This is a genomic window from Azospirillum himalayense, from assembly GCF_042657465.1.
Classification (GTDB): Bacteria; Pseudomonadota; Alphaproteobacteria; order Azospirillales; family Azospirillaceae; genus Azospirillum; species Azospirillum himalayense.
Map to the genome: position 1 here is coordinate 1 of NZ_JBHSLC010000087.1, position 19,427 is coordinate 19,427.

The 19,427-nt window shown below is 67.6% G+C and carries 20 protein-coding genes; 6 read left to right on the plus strand and 14 right to left on the minus strand.

Annotation, left to right across the window (positions count from 1 at the left end; genetic code table 11):
- Positions 1-476: 476 nt before the first annotated feature.
- Positions 477-1,181, minus strand: coding sequence for a phosphatase PAP2 family protein (locus tag ACFPMG_RS25090; RefSeq protein WP_376997987.1), 705 nt, complete (start codon positions 1,179-1,181; stop codon positions 477-479).
- Between the two features lie 113 nt (positions 1,182-1,294).
- Complete coding sequence (locus tag ACFPMG_RS25095; RefSeq protein ID WP_376997988.1) at positions 1,295-1,765, minus strand: DUF411 domain-containing protein; 471 nt, start codon at positions 1,763-1,765, stop codon at positions 1,295-1,297.
- A gap of 334 nt (positions 1,766-2,099) precedes the next feature.
- Between ACFPMG_RS25095 and ACFPMG_RS25100 the strand changes: the two genes are divergently transcribed.
- Positions 2,100-3,668 carry a diguanylate cyclase gene (locus ACFPMG_RS25100; protein WP_376997989.1) on the plus strand — a complete coding sequence of 523 codons (1,569 nt, stop codon included), beginning with the start codon at positions 2,100-2,102 and terminating at the stop codon, positions 3,666-3,668.
- A 333-nt stretch (positions 3,669-4,001) separates the two neighbouring features.
- On the plus strand, positions 4,002-4,124 hold the full coding sequence (locus ACFPMG_RS25105) for a hypothetical protein (RefSeq protein ID WP_014239103.1): 123 nt from the start codon (positions 4,002-4,004) through the stop codon (positions 4,122-4,124).
- A 72-nt stretch (positions 4,125-4,196) separates the two neighbouring features.
- On the opposite strand, the gene pspC is transcribed toward ACFPMG_RS25105, so the two are convergent.
- The 4 genes from pspC to ACFPMG_RS25125 all read right to left on the minus strand — a co-directional run bounded on the left by pspC (position 4,197) and on the right by ACFPMG_RS25125 (position 5,835).
- A complete protein-coding gene (pspC, locus tag ACFPMG_RS25110; RefSeq protein ID WP_094307182.1) occupies positions 4,197-4,598 on the minus strand; it encodes an envelope stress response membrane protein PspC in 402 nt (133 codons plus the stop codon).
- A gap of 45 nt (positions 4,599-4,643) precedes the next feature.
- A complete protein-coding gene (gene pspB / locus ACFPMG_RS25115; protein WP_109067670.1) occupies positions 4,644-4,871 on the minus strand; it encodes an envelope stress response membrane protein PspB in 228 nt (75 codons plus the stop codon).
- A 98-nt stretch (positions 4,872-4,969) separates the two neighbouring features.
- Positions 4,970-5,641, minus strand: coding sequence for a phage shock protein PspA (gene pspA, locus ACFPMG_RS25120; RefSeq protein WP_035670837.1), 672 nt, complete (start codon positions 5,639-5,641; stop codon positions 4,970-4,972).
- A gap of 47 nt (positions 5,642-5,688) precedes the next feature.
- Positions 5,689-5,835: a hypothetical protein gene (locus ACFPMG_RS25125; RefSeq protein ID WP_014239099.1), complete on the minus strand. Its 147-nt coding sequence runs from the start codon at positions 5,833-5,835 to the stop codon at positions 5,689-5,691.
- A 164-nt stretch (positions 5,836-5,999) separates the two neighbouring features.
- Here ACFPMG_RS25125 and pspF point away from each other — a divergent pair, with 164 nt between their 5' ends.
- Positions 6,000-7,001 (plus strand): phage shock protein operon transcriptional activator, encoded by a 1,002-nt coding sequence (gene pspF / locus ACFPMG_RS25130; RefSeq protein WP_376997990.1) that lies wholly within the window; start codon positions 6,000-6,002, stop codon positions 6,999-7,001.
- Positions 7,002-7,199: 198 nt separating this feature from the next.
- Here the strand turns inward: pspF and ACFPMG_RS25135 are convergent, their stop codons facing one another.
- On the minus strand, positions 7,200-7,511 hold the full coding sequence (locus tag ACFPMG_RS25135; protein ID WP_014239097.1) for a polyhydroxyalkanoic acid system family protein: 312 nt from the start codon (positions 7,509-7,511) through the stop codon (positions 7,200-7,202).
- A gap of 207 nt (positions 7,512-7,718) precedes the next feature.
- Here ACFPMG_RS25135 and ACFPMG_RS25140 point away from each other — a divergent pair, with 207 nt between their 5' ends.
- Positions 7,719-9,881, plus strand: a complete 2,163-nt coding sequence (locus ACFPMG_RS25140) for a transglycosylase domain-containing protein (protein WP_376997991.1) — start codon at positions 7,719-7,721, stop codon at positions 9,879-9,881.
- Positions 9,882-9,968: 87 nt separating this feature from the next.
- Here ACFPMG_RS25140 and ACFPMG_RS25145 read toward each other — a convergent pair whose 3' ends face one another.
- From ACFPMG_RS25145 to groES, 7 genes are all read right to left on the minus strand, one after another.
- Positions 9,969-11,261 (minus strand): BaiN/RdsA family NAD(P)/FAD-dependent oxidoreductase, encoded by a 1,293-nt coding sequence (locus tag ACFPMG_RS25145; RefSeq protein WP_376997992.1) that lies wholly within the window; start codon positions 11,259-11,261, stop codon positions 9,969-9,971.
- A 122-nt stretch (positions 11,262-11,383) separates the two neighbouring features.
- On the minus strand, positions 11,384-11,647 hold the full coding sequence (locus ACFPMG_RS25150; RefSeq protein ID WP_114861593.1) for a hypothetical protein: 264 nt from the start codon (positions 11,645-11,647) through the stop codon (positions 11,384-11,386).
- A 109-nt stretch (positions 11,648-11,756) separates the two neighbouring features.
- Positions 11,757-12,905, minus strand: coding sequence for a NapC/NirT family cytochrome c (locus ACFPMG_RS25155; RefSeq protein WP_376997993.1), 1,149 nt, complete (start codon positions 12,903-12,905; stop codon positions 11,757-11,759).
- 167 nt (positions 12,906-13,072) lie between these two features.
- Positions 13,073-14,077, minus strand: coding sequence for a cytochrome-c peroxidase (locus ACFPMG_RS25160; RefSeq protein WP_376997994.1), 1,005 nt, complete (start codon positions 14,075-14,077; stop codon positions 13,073-13,075).
- A 237-nt stretch (positions 14,078-14,314) separates the two neighbouring features.
- Entirely contained in the window at positions 14,315-16,006 is a 1,692-nt protein-coding gene (locus tag ACFPMG_RS25165) for a catalase (protein WP_376997995.1), read from the minus strand.
- A gap of 210 nt (positions 16,007-16,216) precedes the next feature.
- A complete protein-coding gene (gene groL / locus ACFPMG_RS25170; RefSeq protein WP_014239089.1) occupies positions 16,217-17,860 on the minus strand; it encodes a chaperonin GroEL in 1,644 nt (547 codons plus the stop codon).
- Positions 17,861-17,912: 52 nt separating this feature from the next.
- Positions 17,913-18,203: a co-chaperone GroES gene (gene groES, locus ACFPMG_RS25175; protein WP_014239088.1), complete on the minus strand. Its 291-nt coding sequence runs from the start codon at positions 18,201-18,203 to the stop codon at positions 17,913-17,915.
- 297 nt (positions 18,204-18,500) lie between these two features.
- Here groES and ACFPMG_RS25180 point away from each other — a divergent pair, with 297 nt between their 5' ends.
- Positions 18,501-18,764, plus strand: coding sequence for an usg protein (locus ACFPMG_RS25180; protein WP_376997996.1), 264 nt, complete (start codon positions 18,501-18,503; stop codon positions 18,762-18,764).
- A 138-nt stretch (positions 18,765-18,902) separates the two neighbouring features.
- Positions 18,903-19,394: a lysozyme gene (locus ACFPMG_RS25185; RefSeq protein ID WP_376997998.1), complete on the plus strand. Its 492-nt coding sequence runs from the start codon at positions 18,903-18,905 to the stop codon at positions 19,392-19,394.
- The last annotated feature ends 33 nt before the right edge of the window (positions 19,395-19,427 follow it).

A 19,427-nucleotide genomic window follows, 5' to 3' on the forward strand; every position in this document is an offset into this window, starting at 1 on the left:
CGAAGCATCCACTTGACAGGGCCGCTCAACGCGACCTCACCCAAGCTTTCGAAACTGTTCGTCTCTTACTGCTTGACCGAGATGCTCAAGCGACCCGCGATGCCAGCCCCTTCCGGAACCGGTCCGCGACCAACGGCCAAAACCGCCGCCTGCGCATCCCTTCTCACAACACGGTATCAACGATTTCCAAGATCCCGCGATCCCTGATCAGGACCGCTGCCCGTCTCGCGCTGCGTCACCGGAGTTCGGTGCGGCGTATCGGGGCGCTTTATCTAGAAGATCCGAAGCGGTCTGTCAAGCCTTTGTTTTCACGCCGGCCAAACTTTACTTCGTCTCGTCTTCGGCATCTCTGCCGATCCCTTGCCGCCGTCGCGCTTCTCAGCGGCCCCGGCGTCGTGGGAGCCGGGTTATAGGCGGGTTGGATTAGCCCGGCAAGCGCTTTTTTCATCGCTCCGCGTTTTTTTCGCTGCACCGCATCACGAACCGAGAAGGACGGTCATCGCCCCCTCGATCAGCCGCCGGGCGTTGGCGAACAGGGTCGCCATCTGAAGCGTCACCAGGAAGGCCAGCGCGTAGACGATCCCCGGCTGCGTCTCCTGCCAATCAAGGACGCGGCGGGTCAGCCGCTCCGGCACCGGGACGGCCAGCACCGCCGCCATGATGAGAACACCGACCACCCCGCCCGCCAGAATGTCCGTCGGGAAGTGAAGCCCCAGATAGACGCGCGGCAAACAGATCACCACCAGCGTCCATAGAAAGGCGAAGACCCCGACCAGCCGGCTCGACCACCACAGGGCCGCGGCCAGCGCGAAGAACAGCACGGCGTGGTCGCTGGGAAAGGAACTCCAGCCGTCGACCGCCCAAGCGTTCACATCATAGGGAACGACGAAGCCCAGTTCCGGATCATGGACCGGGCGCAGGCGCATCGGCAGGAAGTTCTGCATCCCGCGCCCGACGGCGATGGCCAGCAGCGCCCCGGCGATGGTCTTCACCGAATAGAGGTCCGGCCCGATCAGCCGCCCGCTGCGCCGGGTCCAGCACCACCACAGCAGCGCCATCAGCACGCCGCCCTTCAGCAGGTCGCTTTGGGCAATGACATAGATGGTCTTGTCCGCCGCCATGCTGGCGCGGCTGTAGCCGTTCAGCCAGCCGATGATGACGAGGTCGAATGCTGTGGTCACGCCGTTCCCTCCGTTCCGCCGAGCCGGCCGACCTTTGGAAGGCCGACCGCTGGGAGCAAGGAACGGAAGGGCAAGCCCCGAGGGCAGTGCGTATCGGGCTTATCCCGGAAGGGTCAGCGCCGCTCGTACACGCTGTCGCCACCCGCCCCACCGAACAGCACAACGTCGTAGGGGTCCTTCACCCCCGTCTCCATGCCGGGCGAGCCCTGCGGCATGCCGGGAACGGCAAGACCGACCGCCGCCGGACGTTCGCGCAGCAACCGCTGCACGCTGTCGGCGGGCACATGGCCTTCCAGGGCATAGCCGCCGACCAGGGCGGTGTGGCAGGACTGGAGCCGGGCGGGCACGCCGAGACGCATCTTCACTGGCTCCACATCGTCGATCTCCTGCACGGTCACCGGGAAGCCGGCGGCCCGCATGTGGTCCACCCAGCCGCCGCAGCAGCCACAGGTCGGCGATTTCCACACCATCACCTCCGGCTTGGCCGCGGAGGAGGCCGAAGCGGGAGAAGTGCCGGCCAAGCTGCGCACCGCGATGGCCAGAGCGCCCACCGTCAGGCTCGCCCCCATGGCCGTGAGAAACATCCGACGATCCAACATTCGCAACACCCGCTCCACAGACTTGCGGAAAAATGGCTTGCGGCCATCCCGTTTCAACGCAGTCTGCCACCCGCCGCCGCCGCCCGCTTTGATCGTGGTCAAACGACACGCCGCGGACCGACGGTTGCGAAAGGACGAAATTCATTCCATAAGGACAACGAACCCGTTGCGCAGGTGAAGTTGCATCGGTTACCGCTGAATGGCAGCAATCCGCGTGGCAAACCCTGACCGGCACCGCCGGGGAACCGGTTGTCGGCCGGCAACGGGCCGAACGGACGGGCAGGCTGAACGGACGGGCAGGACGGGCGGAACGCACAGCATGGAAACCGACCTTCTGTTCGCAGACGACGACCAACCGCCGCCGCCCGAGGACGGGGCGGAGCCGTGGATCGTGCTGATCACCGACGATGATCCGGAAGTTCACGCGGTCACCCGGCTGGCGCTGGGGGGCCTGCGCTACAAGGGGCGGCGCCTGTCGCTCGTCAGCGCCCTGTCGGCGGGAGAGGCCGCGGCCATCCTGCGCTGCACCCCCAACGTCGCCATCATCCTGCTCGACGTGGTGATGGAGACGGACGACGCCGGTCTGCGGCTGGTCCGCACCATCCGCGAGGAGCTGAACAACCACGCCATCCGCATCATCCTGCGCACCGGCCAGCCGGGACAGGCGCCGGAGGAGGACGTGGTCCTTGCCTACGACATCAACGATTACAAGTCCAAGGCGGAGCTGACCGCGAAGAAACTGTTCACCTCCGTCGTCGCGGCGCTGCGCGCCTACGCCGACATCGTGGCGCTGGAGACCAACCGCCGCGGGCTTCAGCAGATCATCCAGTCCACCGACCGGCTGTTCGAACTGCGCTGCATGCAGCAGTTCGCGGCCGGGGTGCTGACCCAGTTGTCCGCCTTCCTGCGGGTGAAGCCCGACGCCATTCTCTGCGCCCAGCGCGGCGCCGCCGGCCGACCGCTGCCCGATGGTGCGTTCTACGTGCTGGCCGGGGCCGGCTGCTACGCCGACGCGGCCGGGCAGACGGCGTCGCCGACCGGGGGCGCGACTCCCGGGGCGGCGATCCCGCCGGCTCTCGCCGCCCGCATCACCGACGCCTTCCGCAGCCGTCAAAGCCATTACGGGCCCAACGAGACGACCCTGTTCATCCGCGTGCCGGACGGGCACGAGGTGGCGGCGTGGATTCACACCGACCGTCCGCTGGACGAGGTGGACCGTGGGCTGGTCGAGGTGTTCGCCTCCAAGATCGCCCTCAGCTTCGCCAACGTCAGCCTGTACGAGCGGCTGCGCGAGGCCAACGAGACGCTGGAGGCCCGCGTCGCCGAACGCACCCGCGCGCTGGAGGCGGCGAACGCCAAGCTGGAGCGGCTGGCCACCGTCGATCCGCTGACCGCCGTGTGGAACCGCCGGCATTTCCTGGATCTTGCCGCGGCGGAGCTGGGACGGGCGCATCGCCACGGGCGGCGGCTGAGCGTGATCCTACTCGACCTCGACAATTTCAAGGCGGTCAACGACGGCCACGGCCACGCCGCCGGGGACGAGGCGCTGCGCACGGCGGTGGTCCGCGCCCGCGAGGCGCTGCGCACCTCTGACCAGATCGCCCGCTTCGGCGGGGAGGAGTTCGTCGCGCTGCTGCCGGAAACCGACCTTGCCGGAGCCCGCATCGTGGCCGAGCGGGTGCGCGCCGCCATCGCCGGAAGCCCGGTGGTGACCGACGGCCGGGCCATCCCCATCACCGCCAGCCTAGGCGTGGCCGAGTGGAGCGCGGCGGAGCCCTCCATCGAACTGACCCTGCGCCGCGCCGACGCCGCGCTCTACGAGGCCAAGCTGGCCGGACGGGACCGCGTGTGCGTCGCGAACGAGCCGACGGCACCGGCCCGCCCCTGATCCAGCGTCACGCCACGCGCGTCACTGGCGGACTGGAGAAGACGGCCCAAGAAAAGACAGCCCTGAAGCGCTGGAAAAGGGGCCGCCGCTTCCGGTCTGGGGACTGGACGAAACGAAGGCACGGGAGAAGACCAACGCTCGCCATCCCGAGCACAAGGGCTTCTCCATTCTTTCGGTGAAGCCCTACCTCGATTGATGACCCGGACGGATAGGCTTCCCCGTTTGAGGGATCCCCGGCGGCGGTCATCTGCCGGACGGACGGTTGCTGTCACCTCTTTTCGCTACCATGTCCTTCACAGTTGCGTCATTCTGATCGGGTCAAGCGGAGGAGCCATGATGGATCTCGATCTGGTCGTGCTCGTTGGGGCGATGGCTGCGGCCCTCGCCGGTCTCGCTGCCGCCCGCCCGGCCATGAAGCCGGTGCGCGTGCGCAGCCGGAACCGCCGTCGGCGCTGAACGTCCGGCGCCGCGTCACGCGGCGCTGCGGTCAGGCGGCGGCTTTGCCCCGGAGGCGCTCCGGGGCTGCCGTCAGCGGTCCAGGTTGCGGATCGCGCGGTTGAGTTCGTATTCTTTGGAAGCGACATGCGCTTCCAGGTTTCCCACGCGCTTTTCGAAATCGCGGAAGCGTTGCGTCAGGCCGGCCAGGGTGCGGTCGGGCTTGATCGATACGCCGCGCCAGAAGGCCTCCTCATCCGGATTGCGGTAGACCGCCGGCGGCTTGACCGGCAGGACCAGCACCGCGATCACGTAGGCGAGGATCACCGGCGGCATGAAGAAGAACAGGCCCAGCACCAGGGCCAGCCGCACCAGTCCGGGCCGGAACCCGAAATAATCGGCGATGCCGGCGCACACACCCCCCACCACGCCACGCTGCGGATCACGGTAGAGCCGGTGCGGGTTGGGCGAGTCGTAGGGCGAAGAACGGTCCATCGTCGGGCTCCCGTCAGGTCGGAATGAGTGTGGAATACGGCAGGCTCACAGCTTGTCGCGCCAGTTGGGCGACTCCGCGTCGAGCACCCGTTCCAGCGCGTGGATGCGTCCTTCCAAGCGGTTCGAGATGTCCCACAGTTCGGCCAGGAGCTGCTCATCCTGGGCCGACAACCCGCGCTGACCGCGCCATTTGGTGATGTAGTGGAAGATGATCCAAAGCGGTGCCACCACGGTCATGAAGAGCACCGCGAGGACGAAGCTGAAACCGCTCATCGGGGGACGGCCTTTCTTGTTGTTTGGGAAACCCCTCTCCCGCCGGGCAGCGGGAGAGGGGGCTCAACACCCACACCGGTCTTGAGGCCGGCGTGGGATCAGCTTCCCCGGCGCGCGGCGACCCGGGCCTTCAGCGCGGCCAGCTCGTCCTGGACCTTCTTGTCGGCCTCCAGCTCCGCGATCTCCTCGGTCAGCGTCTTGGTGCGGCCCACGTCGTAGGCCTCCACGCGGCCCTCCAGCTCGTCGAGGTTGCGCTCCACCTGCTCGAAGCGGGAGAAGGCGTCGTTGATCCGCTCGTCGTGCAGGGTGGAGCGCACGCGGACGCGGTTGGCCGCCGTCTTGGTGCGGGCGACCAGCGCCTTTTCGCGGTTCTTGGCGTCGGTCAGCTTGGCCTGCAGGCGGCCGATGTCCTCGTTGGACTTGGACAGGGCCTCCTCGACCTGGGCCAGCTGGGCGGTCAGGACGTCCGCCTCCTCGGCCGCGCGCGACTTGGCCAGAAGCGCCTGCTTGGCGAGGTCCTCGCGGTCATGGGTCAGGGCGGTCTCGGCCTTGCGGTCCCAGGAGTCGCGCTCGCGGTGCAGGTCGGCGATGCGGCGCTCGATCTCCTTGCGCTCGGCGATGATCTTCACCGTGGAGGAGCGCACCTCGACCAGCGTGTCCTCCATCTCCTGGATGATCAGACGGATCAGCTTCTCCGGGTCCTCCGCGCGGTCGAGCAGGGAGTTGAGGTTGGACTGCACGATGTCGGTCAGGCGCGAAAAGATGCTCATGGGGATGTGTCCGTTCTTGGTCGCTTGTCGGTCGGGCTTGGTCTTCGTCAGCCGAGGATCGTCGCGATCAGCAGGCCGGCGGCGAAGAACGCCCAGCTCTCGGTCGGGCGGCTGGTCAGGTAGGTCCGGATGCGCGCCGCCAGCGGACGGGCCTCGCGGGTGTAACGGCGGTGGTAATCGCTGTAGTGGCTCATGCGGGTCTCCTTGTTTGGTCCCTCTCTACGCAATGGCCGTGCCAAAGCCGGGAACTCCTGCAAAGCCCTGGATTTCGTGGAGCGGGTGGATGGCGCCCGGGGTTGGAGCATTGCCATTTCCGCGATAGTATGAAGAAATTCGCCAACTCTTCGCTCTTTTGACCATGCAACCCAATCCGCCGTCCCTGCTCGGGGAGTCCCCGGCCTTTCACGCGGTCCTCGCCCACGTCTCCCGTGTGGCGCCGCTGGAGCGCCCTCTGCTGGTCATCGGGGAGCGCGGGACCGGCAAGGAGTTGATAGCCGCCCGCCTGCACTATCTGTCCCGCCGCTGGGACCGCCCCTTCGTGAAGGTGAACTGCGCCGCCCTGACCGAGAGCCTTCTCGACTCTGAGTTGTTCGGGCACGAGGCCGGGGCCTTCACCGGGGCGATCCGGCGGCAGATTGGGCGGGTGGAGCAGGCCGACGGCGGCACGCTGTTCCTGGATGAAATCGCCACGGCCAGCGCCGCCGTTCAGGAAAAGCTGCTGCGCGCCGTGGAGTATGGCGAGATCGAGCGGGTCGGCGGGCGGACCCAGACCGTCGATGTGCGGGTGATCGGGGCGACCAACGCCGATCTGCCGGCACTCGCCGAGGCCGGACGGTTCCGCGCCGACCTGCTGGACCGGCTGGCCTTCGACGTGGTGACCCTGCCGCCGCTGCGCGCCCGGCGCGAGGACATCCCCATCCTGGCCGAGCATTTCGCGCTGGGCATGGTGCGGGAGTTGGACCGGTCCCTGTTCCCCGGCTTCGCTCCGCGGGCGCTGGAGCAGCTTCTGGACCATGGCTGGCCGGGCAACGTGCGCGAGTTGCGCAACGCGGTGGAGCGGTCCGTCGCCGCGTCCGACCCGGAGGGGCTGGTGGAGGAAGTCCTGCTCGACCCCTTCGCCTCCGCTTGGCGGCCGGCGGCGCCGGCGGTGTCCGCCCCATCACCGGTCGCGGAAGAGGCGCCGCCCGTTGCCGCCGGAGACTTTCAGGAGCAGGTGCGGCGCTTCGAGTCCGGCTTGCTGGAAACGGCGCTGGAGCGCAACCGCTTCAATCAGCGCCAGACCGCCGAGGCGCTGGGGCTCGGCTACCACCAGCTTCGCGGGCTGCTGAAGAAGCACGGGCTGATCGGCAAGCCCGAGTAGCCTTGTCCCTCTCCCGCCCCGGGAGAGGGTGCCCGCGAGAGCGGGCGGGTGAGGGTCGTGCGAGGATCAAGGCGCTGATCCTTGGCAGCACCCTCACCCTTCCCACGCTTCGCGCGGGCCCCTTCCCTCTCCCGGGGCTCTCGGCGGCCAAAGGCCGCCTGACGCCGTCAGTGCCCGCTTGCGGGCGCGAGAGGGACTTTACTTCTTCTCCAGCAGCAGCGTGCCCTTGCTCTGCAGCCGGTCCTTCACCTTGTTGGCCAGCAGGCCGAGCGCCCAGGGAAGCTGCACCTCCACGGTGACGCTGTCGTCCTGCACGTCGATGAAGCCGGTGACGGTCTGGGCCATCGCCACCACGCGGAAATCCACGCGGTCGTCGGTCCAATGGTCGTCCATGCTGCTGGCGACCGCGGCGAGGTGGGAGCGGGCCTGCCCCACCCCCTCCGCCACGCGCCGCTTCGCCTCGTCCCGGCCGAGTTTGTGGGGAATGGAAACGGTCAGGGGCTTCGACATGAACAGGCTCTCCGCTGCGTCAACGCTTATTCATGGAAACAACAGTCCACGGCGGCTTTTCTTCCACCCCCGTCATCCATCTGCAACGGTGCTAGGACAAATCTTATCTCTTTCGAGGGCGCTCTTTCGTCGCAACGGGGCGGCGGCGTATAGCTTTCCATCACAGATTACATCGGGCATGGACTTCTTGGGGGCCGCGACCGCGCCGTGAGCAACGATCGACCGGGCGAACTCTTTGCGGGGCCGCGCCCCATCCAGACGCGCGGCGAGGAACCGGCGCTGCGCCCCCGCCTGCCCAAACGCGCGCCCAAGCCCGAAAAGCCCAAGGTTGAGAAGCAGCGCAAGCCCGCTCCCCCGCCGCGCAAGGCCGCTCCGAAAACCGCCAAAGGAGGCGGACGGCGGTCGATCCTCGGCACGCTGGTCTATGCCGGGACGGTCGCCGGGGTGTGGTGCGGCATCGCGCTGGGCGCGGTGCTGGCCTGGTTCGCCCTGGACCTGCCGGACATCTCCAAGGTCGCGCAGTTCGAGCGGCGCGCCTCGGTCACCGTGCTGGCGGCCGACGGGGCGGAGTTCGCGCGCTTCGGCGACCTGCACGGCACGACGCTGGGCGTGCGCGACCTGCCGCCGCATCTGATCCACGCCGTGCTGGCCATCGAGGACCGGCGCTTCTACTCGCATTTCGGCGTCGACCCCATCGGTCTGGCCCGCGCGCTCTACGTCAACTGGCGGTCCGGGCGTTCGGCGCAGGGCGGTTCCACCATCACCCAGCAGCTCGCCAAGAACCTGTTCCTGACGCCCGAGAAGTCGCTGAAGCGCAAGATCCAGGAGGCCATGCTGGCGCTGTGGCTGGAGCACCGCTTCACCAAGGACCAGATCCTCACCGCCTATCTGAACCGCGTCTATCTGGGGGCGGGCACCTTCGGCGTGGACGCGGCGGCGCGCACCTATTTCGGCAAGCCGGCGACCCAGCTCGACCTGCGGGAATCGGCGATCATCGCCGGCCTGCTCAAGGCACCCTCGCGCTACGCCCCATCCTCCAACCCGGACGAGGCGGCGGAGCGGTCGCGCGTCGTGATGGGCGCCATGGTCGACGCCGGCTTCATCACCGCGCAGGAGCTGGAGGCGGCGCGCAACGCCCCGCCGTCGGCCAAGCGCAAGCCGGGCGGCGACGGGCGCTATTTCGCCGATTGGGTGACGGAGCTGGTCTCGGCCTTCGTCGGCTCCGGCCACGGCGACGTGGTGGTGCGCACGACGCTGGACCTCAAGCTTCAGCGCGCGGCGGAGCAGCGGCTGGAGGAGATCCTGTCCGGCCCCGGCGCCGCCGCCAACGCCCGCCAGGGCGCCCTGGTCGCCATGACCACCGACGGCGCGGTGCGCGCCCTGGTCGGCGGGCGGGACTACGACAACAGCGAGTTCAACCGCGCCACCCAGGCGATGCGCCAGCCCGGATCGGCCTTCAAGCCCTTCGTCTATCTGGCGGCGCTGGAGGCCGGCTGGTCGCCGGACAGCCCGGTCGAGGACGCCCCGGTCCGCATCGGCGGCTGGAGCCCCGGCAACTACGACGGCAAGTTCCGCGGCACCGTCACCATGGCCAACGCGCTGGCCCATTCGTCCAACACCGCGACCGTGCGGATCATCGACCGCATCGGGGTGGAGCGGGTGCGCCGGGTGGCGGCGGGGCTGGGCATCAACTCGCCGCTCGGCAAGGACCTGTCGCTGGCGCTCGGCACCAGCGAGGTCAACCTGCTGGAGCTGACCCGCGGCTACGCCGGCATCGCCAACCGCGGCGCGCCGGTCTGGCCCTACGCCATCACCGAGATCAGGGACCGCGACGGCAACGTCCTGTACCGGCGGCAGGCCGGCGGCTCCGTCCCGGTGGTCGACCCGGCGCACGCGGTGCAGCTCACCCGCATGATGACCGGCGTCATCGAGTACGGCACCGGCAAGTCGGCCAAGCTCGACCGCCCGGCGGCGGCCAAGTCGGGCACCACCCAGGATTACCGCGACGCTTGGTTCGTCGGCTTCACCGCCGACCTCGTGGCCGGGGTGTGGCTGGGCAACGACAACAACGCCGAGATGAAGCGGGTCACCGGCGGCTCGCTGCCGGCCAAGCTGTGGCAGGGCTTCATGCTGGACGCCCACGCCGGACGCCCGCCCCGCCCCCTGCCGGGGATGGAGGGCGCCCCCGCCTATGTCGCGTCCGGCATCGCGGAGCCCGCCCGCGCCACCCCGGCGGCGGCCCCGGCGCGCGGGTCGTCGGGCGGCGTGGCGGGCGGCGTGGCGGGCGGCATCGGCTCGCTGATCGAAAGCCTGACCGGCAAGGGCAGCGCGCCCCAAGTGCAGTACGACTACGGCAATCCGGTGCGGTGAGGGCGAACGTATTGCCCCCACCCCGGCCCTCCCCCGCTGTCGCAGGGGAGGGAGATTTGGTCCCCTCCCCTGCGAAGCGGGGGAGGGTTAGGGAGGGGGCAAGGGTAGGGGCGAAAACTCAGCCCCCAGATACCCCAGCACGCCCTTCCCCATCCGTGCGCCCATGGCGAAGCAGCCCTGGAGGAGGTAGCCGCCGGTCGGCGCCTCCCAATCCAGCATCTCCCCGGCGACGAAGGTCCCCGGCAGGCGGGTCAGCATCAGCGACGCGTCCAGCTCCGCCAGTCGGACGCCGCCGGCGGTGGAGATGGCGCGCTCGATGGGCCGCACGCCGGTCAGCACCATCGACAGGCCCTTGATGTGGCGGGCCAGCGCCGCCGGATCGGACAGCTCCGACGCCGGGGTGAATTCGCGCAGCAGGGCGGCGCGCGGGCCGGTCAGCGACAGCGCCTTCTTCAGGAAGGTGGACAGCGACTCCGCGCCGCGGCGGCGCAGCCGTTTGGCAATCGCCGACTCCGGCAGGTCCGGCATCAGGTCGATGGTCAGGGCGGCCCAGCCCTCGCGCTCGATGGCGTCGCGCAAGGGGGCGCTCAGCGCGTAGATGGCGCCGCCCTCGATGCCGGTCTCGGTGATGATGAACTCGCCCTTCAGCCGCCGGTCGCCGAAGGCGAGGCCGACGCTTTTGACCGGCTGGCCGGCGAAGCGTTCGCGCAGGTGATCGGACCACGGGACCTCGAAGCCCATGTTGGACGGGCGCAGCGGCGCGATGTCCACCCCGCGCGCGGCGAGAATGTCCGTCCAAGCGCCGTCGGAGCCGGTGCGCGGCCAGCTCGCCCCGCCCAGCGCCAGCAGGGTGGCGCGCGGGGTGACGGTGGTCTCAGTGCCGTCGCCGCGCTGGAAGCGCAGCGCGCCTTGCTGATCCCAGCCCAGCCAGCGGTGGCGGGTGTGCAAGGTGACGTCCAGCCCCTCCAGCCGGCGCAGCCACGCGCGGACCAGGGTGGAGGCCTTCATCTGCACCGGAAAGACGCGCCCGCTGGAGCCGACGAAGGTCTCGATCCCGAGCCCCGCCGCCCAGTCGCGCAGGTCCGCCGGGGAGAGGCCGGCCAGCAGATCGGCGAACAGTGGGGCCTGCGCGCCGTAGCGGGCGGTGAAGGCGTCCAGCGCTTCGGAATGGGTCAGGTTCAGCCCGCCGCGCCCGGCCAGCAGCAGCTTGCGCGCCGGGGTGGGCATCCGTTCATAGACGGCGACCGAGCGGCCCGCCGCGGCGATGACCTCCGCCGCCATCAGCCCGGCCGGGCCGGCGCCGATGATCGCGACATCGGGAGAGAAGGCGTCGGGAGAGAAGGCGCCAGGAGAGGAAACGGTGTCAGGGGCGTCGGTCATCGGGTCCCCCGAGGGGTGAAGATGTCGACCGGTCCCGTCCGCACCGCCTTCGCCAAAGGAAAAAGCAGCGTCGGACGGGACCGGGGCACTCAAGAAGCGGGAATCGGCGGCGCGGGACCGGATCAGTCCGCGTCGTCCTCCTGGGCCACCTCGTCGGCAAGGTCGTTGGCCATGTCGGCGAAATAGCCCGCGTCCACCTCCAGCCCGTTCTCCTCGCAGATCCGCATGAAGATGCGGTAGGCGTGCAGGATCGCGACGTCGAGAACGACGAGGTCGCCCTCCTCGCTGTGCTTGTCGGTGACGCCACGCTCCTGGAGCGTGCCGACGATGTCGTGAGAGGCGGCCTGAAGCACCGCTTCCATGGCTTGTTTGTGCAGAGTCGACATCGCGGGGGTCCTCTTTCTCAAGTGGTCGTCTGCCGGCGGGCGCGGCGCGTTCAGCGCCGGCCCGTGGTAGAAAACCCCTCTTAGCAGCTTCGGGTTCTCGCCGCAGCGATCATCGCGCGCCGTTCTTTGCATGGCTCTGCAGATAGGTCAGCAGCAGCCGGCCCTCCTCCTCGTCCAGCCGGGTCAGCCGCTTCATGGCGTTCATCTTGCCGATCCAGGCGTTCGCGTCGAAGTCGGCCGGCGGGTGCAGCGTGTGGCAGAGCGAGCAGTTGGCGTCATAGACCCGCGCGCCGTAATCCCACAGCGCGCCGAGCGCGCCCACATAGCCGCCCGCCCCGGTCCAGGCGGTCAGGCGGACCTCCGTCCACTCCTGTTCGGTCTCGGGATCGGTGACGGTGCGCAGCGCGGCCGTCTGCCCGGCCGCCGCCGCGTTCAGCTTGACCGTGGTGATGCGCTTGCCCGGCTGGGCGTAGAGCGTCTGGGCGGAACTGCCGCGCTGCCAGCCGGTGATCTCCACCTTGAGAGCACCGCCTTCCGCCGCCAGGATCGTCACCGGCGTCGCCGCGGCAATCTCGCCATCCCCGGAGGCCCCCGGTGCCGGCGGCGCGCCGTACAGGGCGAGGCTGGTCAGGGCGTAGGCGGTGTCACCGGGCTTCAGGGCCAAAGCCTTCGCCTGATCCGACAGGCCGGCGAAGAGTTGGCGATGGCCGGCGGTGACGTCGGGGAAGCTGTGGGCGATGCCCTTGTGGCAGTCGATGCAGGTCTTGCCGGCCTTCTCCGCCCCTTCCATGGCGCTGGCCGCCTTCGGCGTCTGCTTGTGGAAGTCCATGGCGCCGAAGGAGTGGCAGTTGCGGCATTCCTGGCTGTCGGTGGCGCGCATGCGGTCCCATTCGCGGCGCGCCAGCGTGTGGCGCTTGGCCTCGAACTTCTCCTTGCTGTCGATGGAGCCGATGAGCCAGTGGTACAACTCGCCCGACGCCTGCACCTTGCGGATCACCTTGTGCGTCCAGTCGCGCGGGACGTGGCAGTCGGCGCAGGTCGCCCTTACGCCGGAAGCGTTCTGGTAGTGCGGCGAGGTCTTGTACTCGACATACACGTTGTCGCGCATCTCGTGGCAGGAGACGCAGAACTCCATGCTGTTGGTCGCTTCCATCGCGGTGTTGAAGCCGCCCCAGCCGACCACCCCGACGACGACGCCCACCAGACCGGCCAGCGCGAGCGCCCCGAAGCCGCCCGCCGTCTTCCATCCCCACCGCATGTCGATACCCTGGACACCCTGGCAATCTTCAACCCTCTCCCCTCTGGGGAGAGGGTGGCCCGAAGGGCCGGTGAGGGGGTTGCGCGTTTGCCGGACGTGCCGGAAACGCGCAACCCCCTCACCCTAACCCTCTCCCCGGAGGGGAGAGGGAATAGCCTCCCAACCCGTCAGTCGAAGGGATGCGGCTTCGGCGTCTTGTCCGTGGACGGCGGCAGGATCGGCAGAGCGAAGCTCGGCTGGTCACCGGTCAGCGTCTTCAGGAAGGCAACGATCTTGCCGTTCTCGTCGGGCGAGAACTTCTTGCCCAACTGGATGCGGCCCATGACGTCCACGGCGTCGGACAGCGTCGCGGCCTCGCCGTCGTGGAAGTAGGGGTAGGTCAGCGCGACGTTGCGCAGCGTCGGAACCTTGAAGTTGAAGCGGTCGGCCTCCTCCTTGGTCACCGCGATGCGGCCCTCGGCGGGGTTGTTGGTCTTGTAGGGCTCGACGACGCCCATCTTCTGGAAGGTGTTGCCGCCGACAGCCGAGCCGTTGTGGCAGGCGGTGCAGCCCGAGTCCTTGAACAGCTCGTAGCCTTCCAGCTCGACGGTGGTGAGCGCCTTCTTGTCGCCCTTCAGCCACTGGTCGAAGCGGGAGTTCGGCGTGACCAGCGTCTCCTCGAAGGCGGCGATGGCCTTGGTCACCTCCTCGATGGTGATCTTGGTCTCGCCGAAGACCTCGCCGAATTCCTTCTGGTATTCGGGGATGGAGCGCAGCACCTCGACCGCCAGGGCGTGGGTGGAGCCCATCTCGCCGGGGTTGGCGATCGGGCCGCCGGCCTGCTCCTGCAACGTCAGCGCGCGGCCGTCCCAGAACTGCGCGACGTTCAGGCTGGAGTTCAGCACAGTCGGCGAGTTGATCGGGCCCTGCTGCCAGTTGTGGCCGATGGAGGTCTTCAGGTTGTCGGTGCCGCCCATGGACAGGTTGTGGCACGAGTTGCAGGAGATGAAGCCGGACTTGGACAGCCGGGGATCGAAGTACAGCTTCTTGCCGAGTTCAACCAATCCGGGATTGGTGACCTTCGCCGGCTCGATCGGCGAAATCGGTTCGTCGGCGGCGAACGCGGGCGCGCCGAAGGTGGCGACGGAGGCCGCCAGCATGGCCGCGAACGACACGGCAGCACGCATGGACATCGCACTTCTCCCTTATCGAAGTTCTAATATTTTGGCTAATGCCTTGATGCAAAATGACAGTGGCATGCCCAACTCTGGTGATACCAGTGACAGGCGTGTCGCGCGGCAACTTGCCGCATGTCCGTACACGAATTGTGCCTACTCGAAACAGTCATTGGTGCCGGCATGAAAAAGGGGCGGCGGGACAGCCCGCCGCCCCCATCGGGACGCCAACCAATTGATGATCTTAGGTTGCGCCTAATCGGCGGCTTGGCTGGTCATGCCGCCTTGCGCGCCGGATGGCATGCCCTTCACCACCTCGTCCGCCGTGGCGCGGTGGACCTTCACGGAGCCGGTCCACTGGCCCCAAGCCTTCGGGTCGAGCGTGTCGCCGTTCCTGCCCAGCGCCTTCAGCCGCTTCTGGTCCTCGTCGGTCAGCACCTGCTTGGGCAGGGGGGCCAAGCCGGCGACGTCGGCGGCGGTCATGCCCAGCATGCCGGCCACCCGACTGCCGTAGTCGTCATGGATCAGGAAGAAGTGCCAGAGCATCCGTTCCTGGACGTCGCGTTCGCACTGGCCGAGCAGCGTGCCCATGTTCAGGACCAGATCGTCGCGCTCCCAGTCCATCATGGTGCAGTAGCGGCCCCGCGCATGAACGTAATCGTTGCGGCGCTCGATCACGCTGCGGGTCAGGCGGCCTTGGATTTCCGGTGGGTTGTTCGGTTCCTCCCGCTGGGCTTCGCTCAGGCCGTTGTGGATGGACGGCTCGAAATTGACGTGCGGGTTCTGCCCCGGCGCCAGATCGCGCCGGTAGGACATGCTGCCGCCCGACAGGTTGGTGGCGACCGCGGCGTTCTTGGCCTGGTTGATCGGCAATTGCAGGTAGTTGGTGCCGACCCGGTAGCGCTGCGTGTCGGAGTAGGAGAAGGTCCGCCCGACCAGCATCTTGTCGTCGGAGAAATCCAGCCCGTCCACCAGGACACCGGTGCCCATGGCGATCTGTTCGTTCTCGTTGAAGAAATCCTCGACGTTGCGGTTCAGCGTCATGACGCCGACGTGGCGCAGCGGGAAGTCCGACTCCGGCCAGATCTTGGTGTCGTCCAGCGGGTCCCAATCCAGTTCGGGATGGTCGTGGTCCTCCATGATCTGGACATACATGTCCCACTGCGGGTAATCGCCCCGGTCGATGGCCTCGTAGAGGTCCTTGGAGGCGGAGCCGAGATCCTGCCCCTGCACCTTCGCCGCCTCGTCCGCCGTCAGGGAGGCGACGCCGCAGCGCGGGTGGAAGTGGTACTTGACCAACACCGTGTCGCCATTGGCGTTCACCATCTTGTAGGTGTTCACGCCGAAGCCTTCCATGTGCCGGTAGTTGGCCGGAATCCCGCGCGGGCTGAACAGATGCGTCAGCATGTGCATGGATTCGGGCGTCTGGCTCATGAAGTCGAAGATGCGGTTCGGCTCCTGGCGGAAGGTCACCGGATCGGGCTTCAGCGAATGGATGACGTCGGGGAACTTGATGGCGTCGCGGATGAAGAAGACCGGCAGATTGTTGCCGACGAGATCCCAGTTGCCGTCCTCGGTGTAGAACTTCACCGCGAAGCCGCGCGGGTCGCGCGCCACCTCCGACGAATCGCGCCCGCCGATGACGGTGGAGAAGCGGATGGCCAGCGGGGTCTTCTTGCCGGCCTGTTGGAACAGCTTGGCACGGGTGTATTTGGACGCCGGTTCGTCGCCGATCTTGCCGGTGGCCTCGAACTCGCCGTAGCAGACGAAACCACGGGCGTGGACCACGCGCTCTGGGATGCGCTCGCGGTCGAAATGGGTGATCTTCTCCAGGAACTGGTAGTTCTCCAGCGTCGCCGGCCCGCGGCTTCCCACAGTGCGCTGGGATTGGTTGTTCGTGATCGGATGGCCCTGACGATTGGTCAGAGTCTTCGATTGGTCAGCCATCGCATTCTCCCTGAACAGCAGCAAGAGCCGGCCCGCCCCAGGGGACGTCCGGTCCGTTGTCAACGCCAACAGTTTGGAAGCGTTCCAATCTGGACCACCGGCCAGCGGCACCCTGTCCGTCAGGGAGATCCCCGAACGGAAAAGGGCGGCCCCGAAGGACCGCCCTTTCCGCAAACGTCGTGGATGACGTGAGCTTTTCGACGCAGGCTATCAGAAGCCCATGCCGCCCATGTCGTCCATGCCACCCGGCATGCCGGCCGGAGCAGCCTTCTTCTCCGGCTTCTCGGCGATCATCGCCTCGGTGGTGATCAGCAGGCCGGCGATCGAGGCCGCGTCCTGCAGGGCGGTGCGAACCACCTTCACCGGGTCGATGATGCCGGCGGCGACCAGATCGGTGAACTCACCCTTCTGGGCGTCGTAGCCGAAGTTGGCGTCGTTCTGGTCCAGCAGCTTGCCGACCACGATCGAACCGTCGGTGCCCGCGTTGTAGGCGATCTGACGGACCGGGGCCTGCAGGGCGCGGCGGATGATCTCGATGCCGACGCGCTGCTCGTCGTTGATCGGCTTCAGGGCTTCCAGGGCCTTGGTGGCGTACAGCAGAGCGGTACCGCCGCCGGCGACGACACCCTCTTCCACCGCGGCGCGGGTGGCGTGCATGGCGTCGTCAACGCGATCCTTGCGCTCCTTCACCTCGACCTCGGTGGCGCCGCCGACGCGGATGACGGCAACGCCGCCAGCCAGCTTCGCCAGACGCTCCTGCAGCTTCTCGCGGTCGTAGTCCGAGGTGGTCTCCTCGATCTGCGCCTTGATCTGGCCGATGCGGGCCTGGATGTCCTCGGCCGAGCCGGCGCCGTCGACGATGGTGGTGTTCTCCTTGGAGATCACGACCTTCTTGGCGGTGCCCAGCATGTCGATGGTGACGTTCTCGAGCTTGATGCCGAGATCCTCGGAGATGACTTGGCCGCCGGTCAGGATGGCCATGTCCTCCAGCATCGCCTTGCGGCGGTCACCGAAGCCCGGGGCCTTGACGGCGGCGACCTTCAGGCCGCCACGCAGCTTGTTCACGACCAGGGTCGCCAGGGCCTCGCCCTCGACGTCCTCGGCGATGATCAGCAGCGGACGCGAGGACTGCACGACGGCCTCGAGGACCGGCAGCAGGGCCTGCAGACCCGACAGCTTCTTCTCGTGGAGCAGGATGAACGGGCTCTCGAGGTCCGCGATCATCTTGTCGGCGTTGGTGATGAAGTACGGCGACAGGTAGCCGCGGTCGAACTGCATGCCCTCGACGACGTCCAGCTCGGTCTCGAGGCTCTTGGCCTCTTCCACCGTGATGACGCCCTCGTTGCCGACCTTCTCCATCGCCTGGGCGATCATCTTGCCGATCTCGGCTTCGCCGTTGGCGGAGATGGTGCCGACCTGGGCGATCTCGTCGTTGGTCGTGACCTTCTTGGCGCGGCCGCGGATGTCGGCCACGACGGTCTCGACGGCGAGGTCGATGCCGCGCTTCAGGTCCATCGGGTTCATGCCGGCGGCCACCGACTTCACGCCCTCGCGGACGATGGCCTGGGCCAGAACGGTCGCCGTGGTGGTGCCGTCGCCGGCCAGGTCGTTCGTCTTCGACGCGACCTCACGCACCATCTGGGCGCCCATGTTCTCGAACTTGTCCGACAGCTCGATTTCCTTGGCGACCGAGACGCCGTCCTTGGTGATGCGCGGAGCGCCGAAGGACTTCTCGATCACGACGTTGCGGCCCTTCGGACCCAGCGTCACCTTCACGGCGTCGGCGAGGATGTCCACACCGCGCAGCATCTTCTCGCGCGCGGAGGCGGAGAACTTAACTTCCTTGGCAGCCATTGCTCACTTCCTTGAAATTCGGGGGGTTGGATCGCTCAGCGCGGGCGGAGGCTCAGGCCTCGACGACGCCCATGATGTCGGATTCCTTCATGATGAGGAAATCCTCGCCCTCGATCTTCACCTCGGTGCCCGACCACTTGCCGAACAGGATGCGGTCGCCGGCCTTCACGTCGAGCGCAACGACCTTGCCGCTCTCGTCACGGGCGCCCGGACCCACCGCGACCACCTGGCCCTCCTGGGGCTTTTCCTTCGCGGTGTCGGGGATGATGATCCCGCCCTTGGTCTTGGTGTCGGACTCCAGACGCTTGACGACGACGCGGTCGTGCAGCGGACGGAACTTCATGGGGATGCCTCCAGGATCAAGGCTTATTGATGAAAGGATCGGCGCCGGGCTCGGGGCTGTTAGCACTCTCCCCCGGCGAGTGCCAGACAGCTAATCGAGCTGCGGTTTTGATTCAAGAGGGTCGTTGCGGCAATCGGTGCGATTCCTGGCAGCAGTCATCCCGTCTTGCTGCTAATCCGTTGAAAAAGAAGAAAAATTTTTGTTGCCTGCCGCAGCCGCGAACGGCACACTTTCACAAAAGAATCATCAGGACGCAGCGGAAGGACGCCACCGGTTCCACCATCACGGAGGCAGAGCATGGCCAGTCTGGGGCTTCAGCTTCGCGATTACCGCCTGACCACGGCGGAGATTCTGTACCACATGCCGGACCACCCGCACCTGCTGCAAAGCTATCTCTGGCAGGAGTTGGACATCGCTCCCGCCTACCCGGTGCTGCGCCGGTTCCTGGATTTCTGGCAGGCCAACCTGGACGGCAAGCTGCATTCGGTGAAGCTGGCGACCCACCGCCTGATCACACCGGGAGAGGCCCGCGCGGTGGCCGCGGAATTCCGCTGGAACTGACGGCGGAGCGACTTCTCCCATTGCGGGTAAACGTGAAAAAATAAACTATTTTTAGGCGTTAAATTCTTCGACTACCCTCCTCCCAGCACGATCAAACCGTGCCGATGCACGTCCACGACAAGCTGGGGGATGACGATCATGACGACGCCGGTCTGCGAAGAAGCGGTCAACCTTGTGAAGCATTTCGAGGGTCTTTATCTCAACGCCTATCTGTGCCCGGCGGGGGTGCCGACTATTGGCTACGGGCACACCGCCGGGGTTCAGCTGGGGCAGAGCATCACCTCCGCCCAGGCCGACGGTTTCCTGCAGTCGGACCTGACCGCCGCCGCCGCCCAGATCGACAAGCTGGTCACCGTCGCGCTGAACCCGGACCAGCGCGGCGCGCTGGCCTCCTTCGTGTTCAACCTGGGGGCCGGCAGCCTGCAGTGCTCGACCCTGCTGCGCCTGCTGAACCAAGGCGACTACGAGGGCGCGGCCGGCCAGTTCGGCCGCTGGGTCTACGCCACGGTCAACGGCGTCAAGACGCAGCTTCCGGGTCTGGTGAAGCGCCGCGCCGCCGAGGCCGACCTGTTCGAAAGCGCCACCACGCCGCTGCCCCAGACGGCGGTCAGCACCGCCACGGGCGCGTGAACGTTCCCGCGTCCCCCTCTCCCGCCCCGGGAG

What these genes read in the sequence shown, in the direction of transcription:
- pspA (WP_035670837.1), bottom strand. Translation starts at nt 5,641, where the DNA reads ATGAGCATCTTTTCGCGCCTGACCGACATCGTGCAGTCCAACCTCAAC.
- ACFPMG_RS25105 (WP_014239103.1), top strand. Translation starts at nt 4,002, where the DNA reads ATGATGGATCTCGATCTGGTCGTGCTCGTTGGGGCGATGGCTGCGGCC.
- pspC (WP_094307182.1), bottom strand. Translation starts at nt 4,598, where the DNA reads ATGGACCGTTCTTCGCCCTACGACTCGCCCAACCCGCACCGGCTCTAC.
- ACFPMG_RS25135 (WP_014239097.1), bottom strand. Translation starts at nt 7,511, where the DNA reads ATGTCGAAGCCCCTGACCGTTTCCATTCCCCACAAACTCGGCCGGGAC.
- groL (WP_014239089.1), bottom strand. Translation starts at nt 17,860, where the DNA reads ATGGCTGCCAAGGAAGTTAAGTTCTCCGCCTCCGCGCGCGAGAAGATG.
- ACFPMG_RS25145 (WP_376997992.1), bottom strand. Translation starts at nt 11,261, where the DNA reads ATGACCGACGCCCCTGACACCGTTTCCTCTCCTGGCGCCTTCTCTCCC.
- ACFPMG_RS25165 (WP_376997995.1), bottom strand. Translation starts at nt 16,006, where the DNA reads ATGGCTGACCAATCGAAGACTCTGACCAATCGTCAGGGCCATCCGATC.
- pspB (WP_109067670.1), bottom strand. Translation starts at nt 4,871, where the DNA reads ATGAGCGGTTTCAGCTTCGTCCTCGCGGTGCTCTTCATGACCGTGGTG.
- groES (WP_014239088.1), bottom strand. Translation starts at nt 18,203, where the DNA reads ATGAAGTTCCGTCCGCTGCACGACCGCGTCGTCGTCAAGCGTCTGGAG.
- pspF (WP_376997990.1), top strand. Translation starts at nt 6,000, where the DNA reads ATGCAACCCAATCCGCCGTCCCTGCTCGGGGAGTCCCCGGCCTTTCAC.
- ACFPMG_RS25180 (WP_376997996.1), top strand. Translation starts at nt 18,501, where the DNA reads ATGGCCAGTCTGGGGCTTCAGCTTCGCGATTACCGCCTGACCACGGCG.
- ACFPMG_RS25150 (WP_114861593.1), bottom strand. Translation starts at nt 11,647, where the DNA reads ATGTCGACTCTGCACAAACAAGCCATGGAAGCGGTGCTTCAGGCCGCC.
- ACFPMG_RS25155 (WP_376997993.1), bottom strand. Translation starts at nt 12,905, where the DNA reads ATGCGGTGGGGATGGAAGACGGCGGGCGGCTTCGGGGCGCTCGCGCTG.
- ACFPMG_RS25100 (WP_376997989.1), top strand. Translation starts at nt 2,100, where the DNA reads ATGGAAACCGACCTTCTGTTCGCAGACGACGACCAACCGCCGCCGCCC.
- ACFPMG_RS25185 (WP_376997998.1), top strand. Translation starts at nt 18,903, where the DNA reads ATGACGACGCCGGTCTGCGAAGAAGCGGTCAACCTTGTGAAGCATTTC.
- ACFPMG_RS25095 (WP_376997988.1), bottom strand. Translation starts at nt 1,765, where the DNA reads ATGTTTCTCACGGCCATGGGGGCGAGCCTGACGGTGGGCGCTCTGGCC.
- ACFPMG_RS25125 (WP_014239099.1), bottom strand. Translation starts at nt 5,835, where the DNA reads ATGAGCCACTACAGCGATTACCACCGCCGTTACACCCGCGAGGCCCGT.
- ACFPMG_RS25160 (WP_376997994.1), bottom strand. Translation starts at nt 14,077, where the DNA reads ATGTCCATGCGTGCTGCCGTGTCGTTCGCGGCCATGCTGGCGGCCTCC.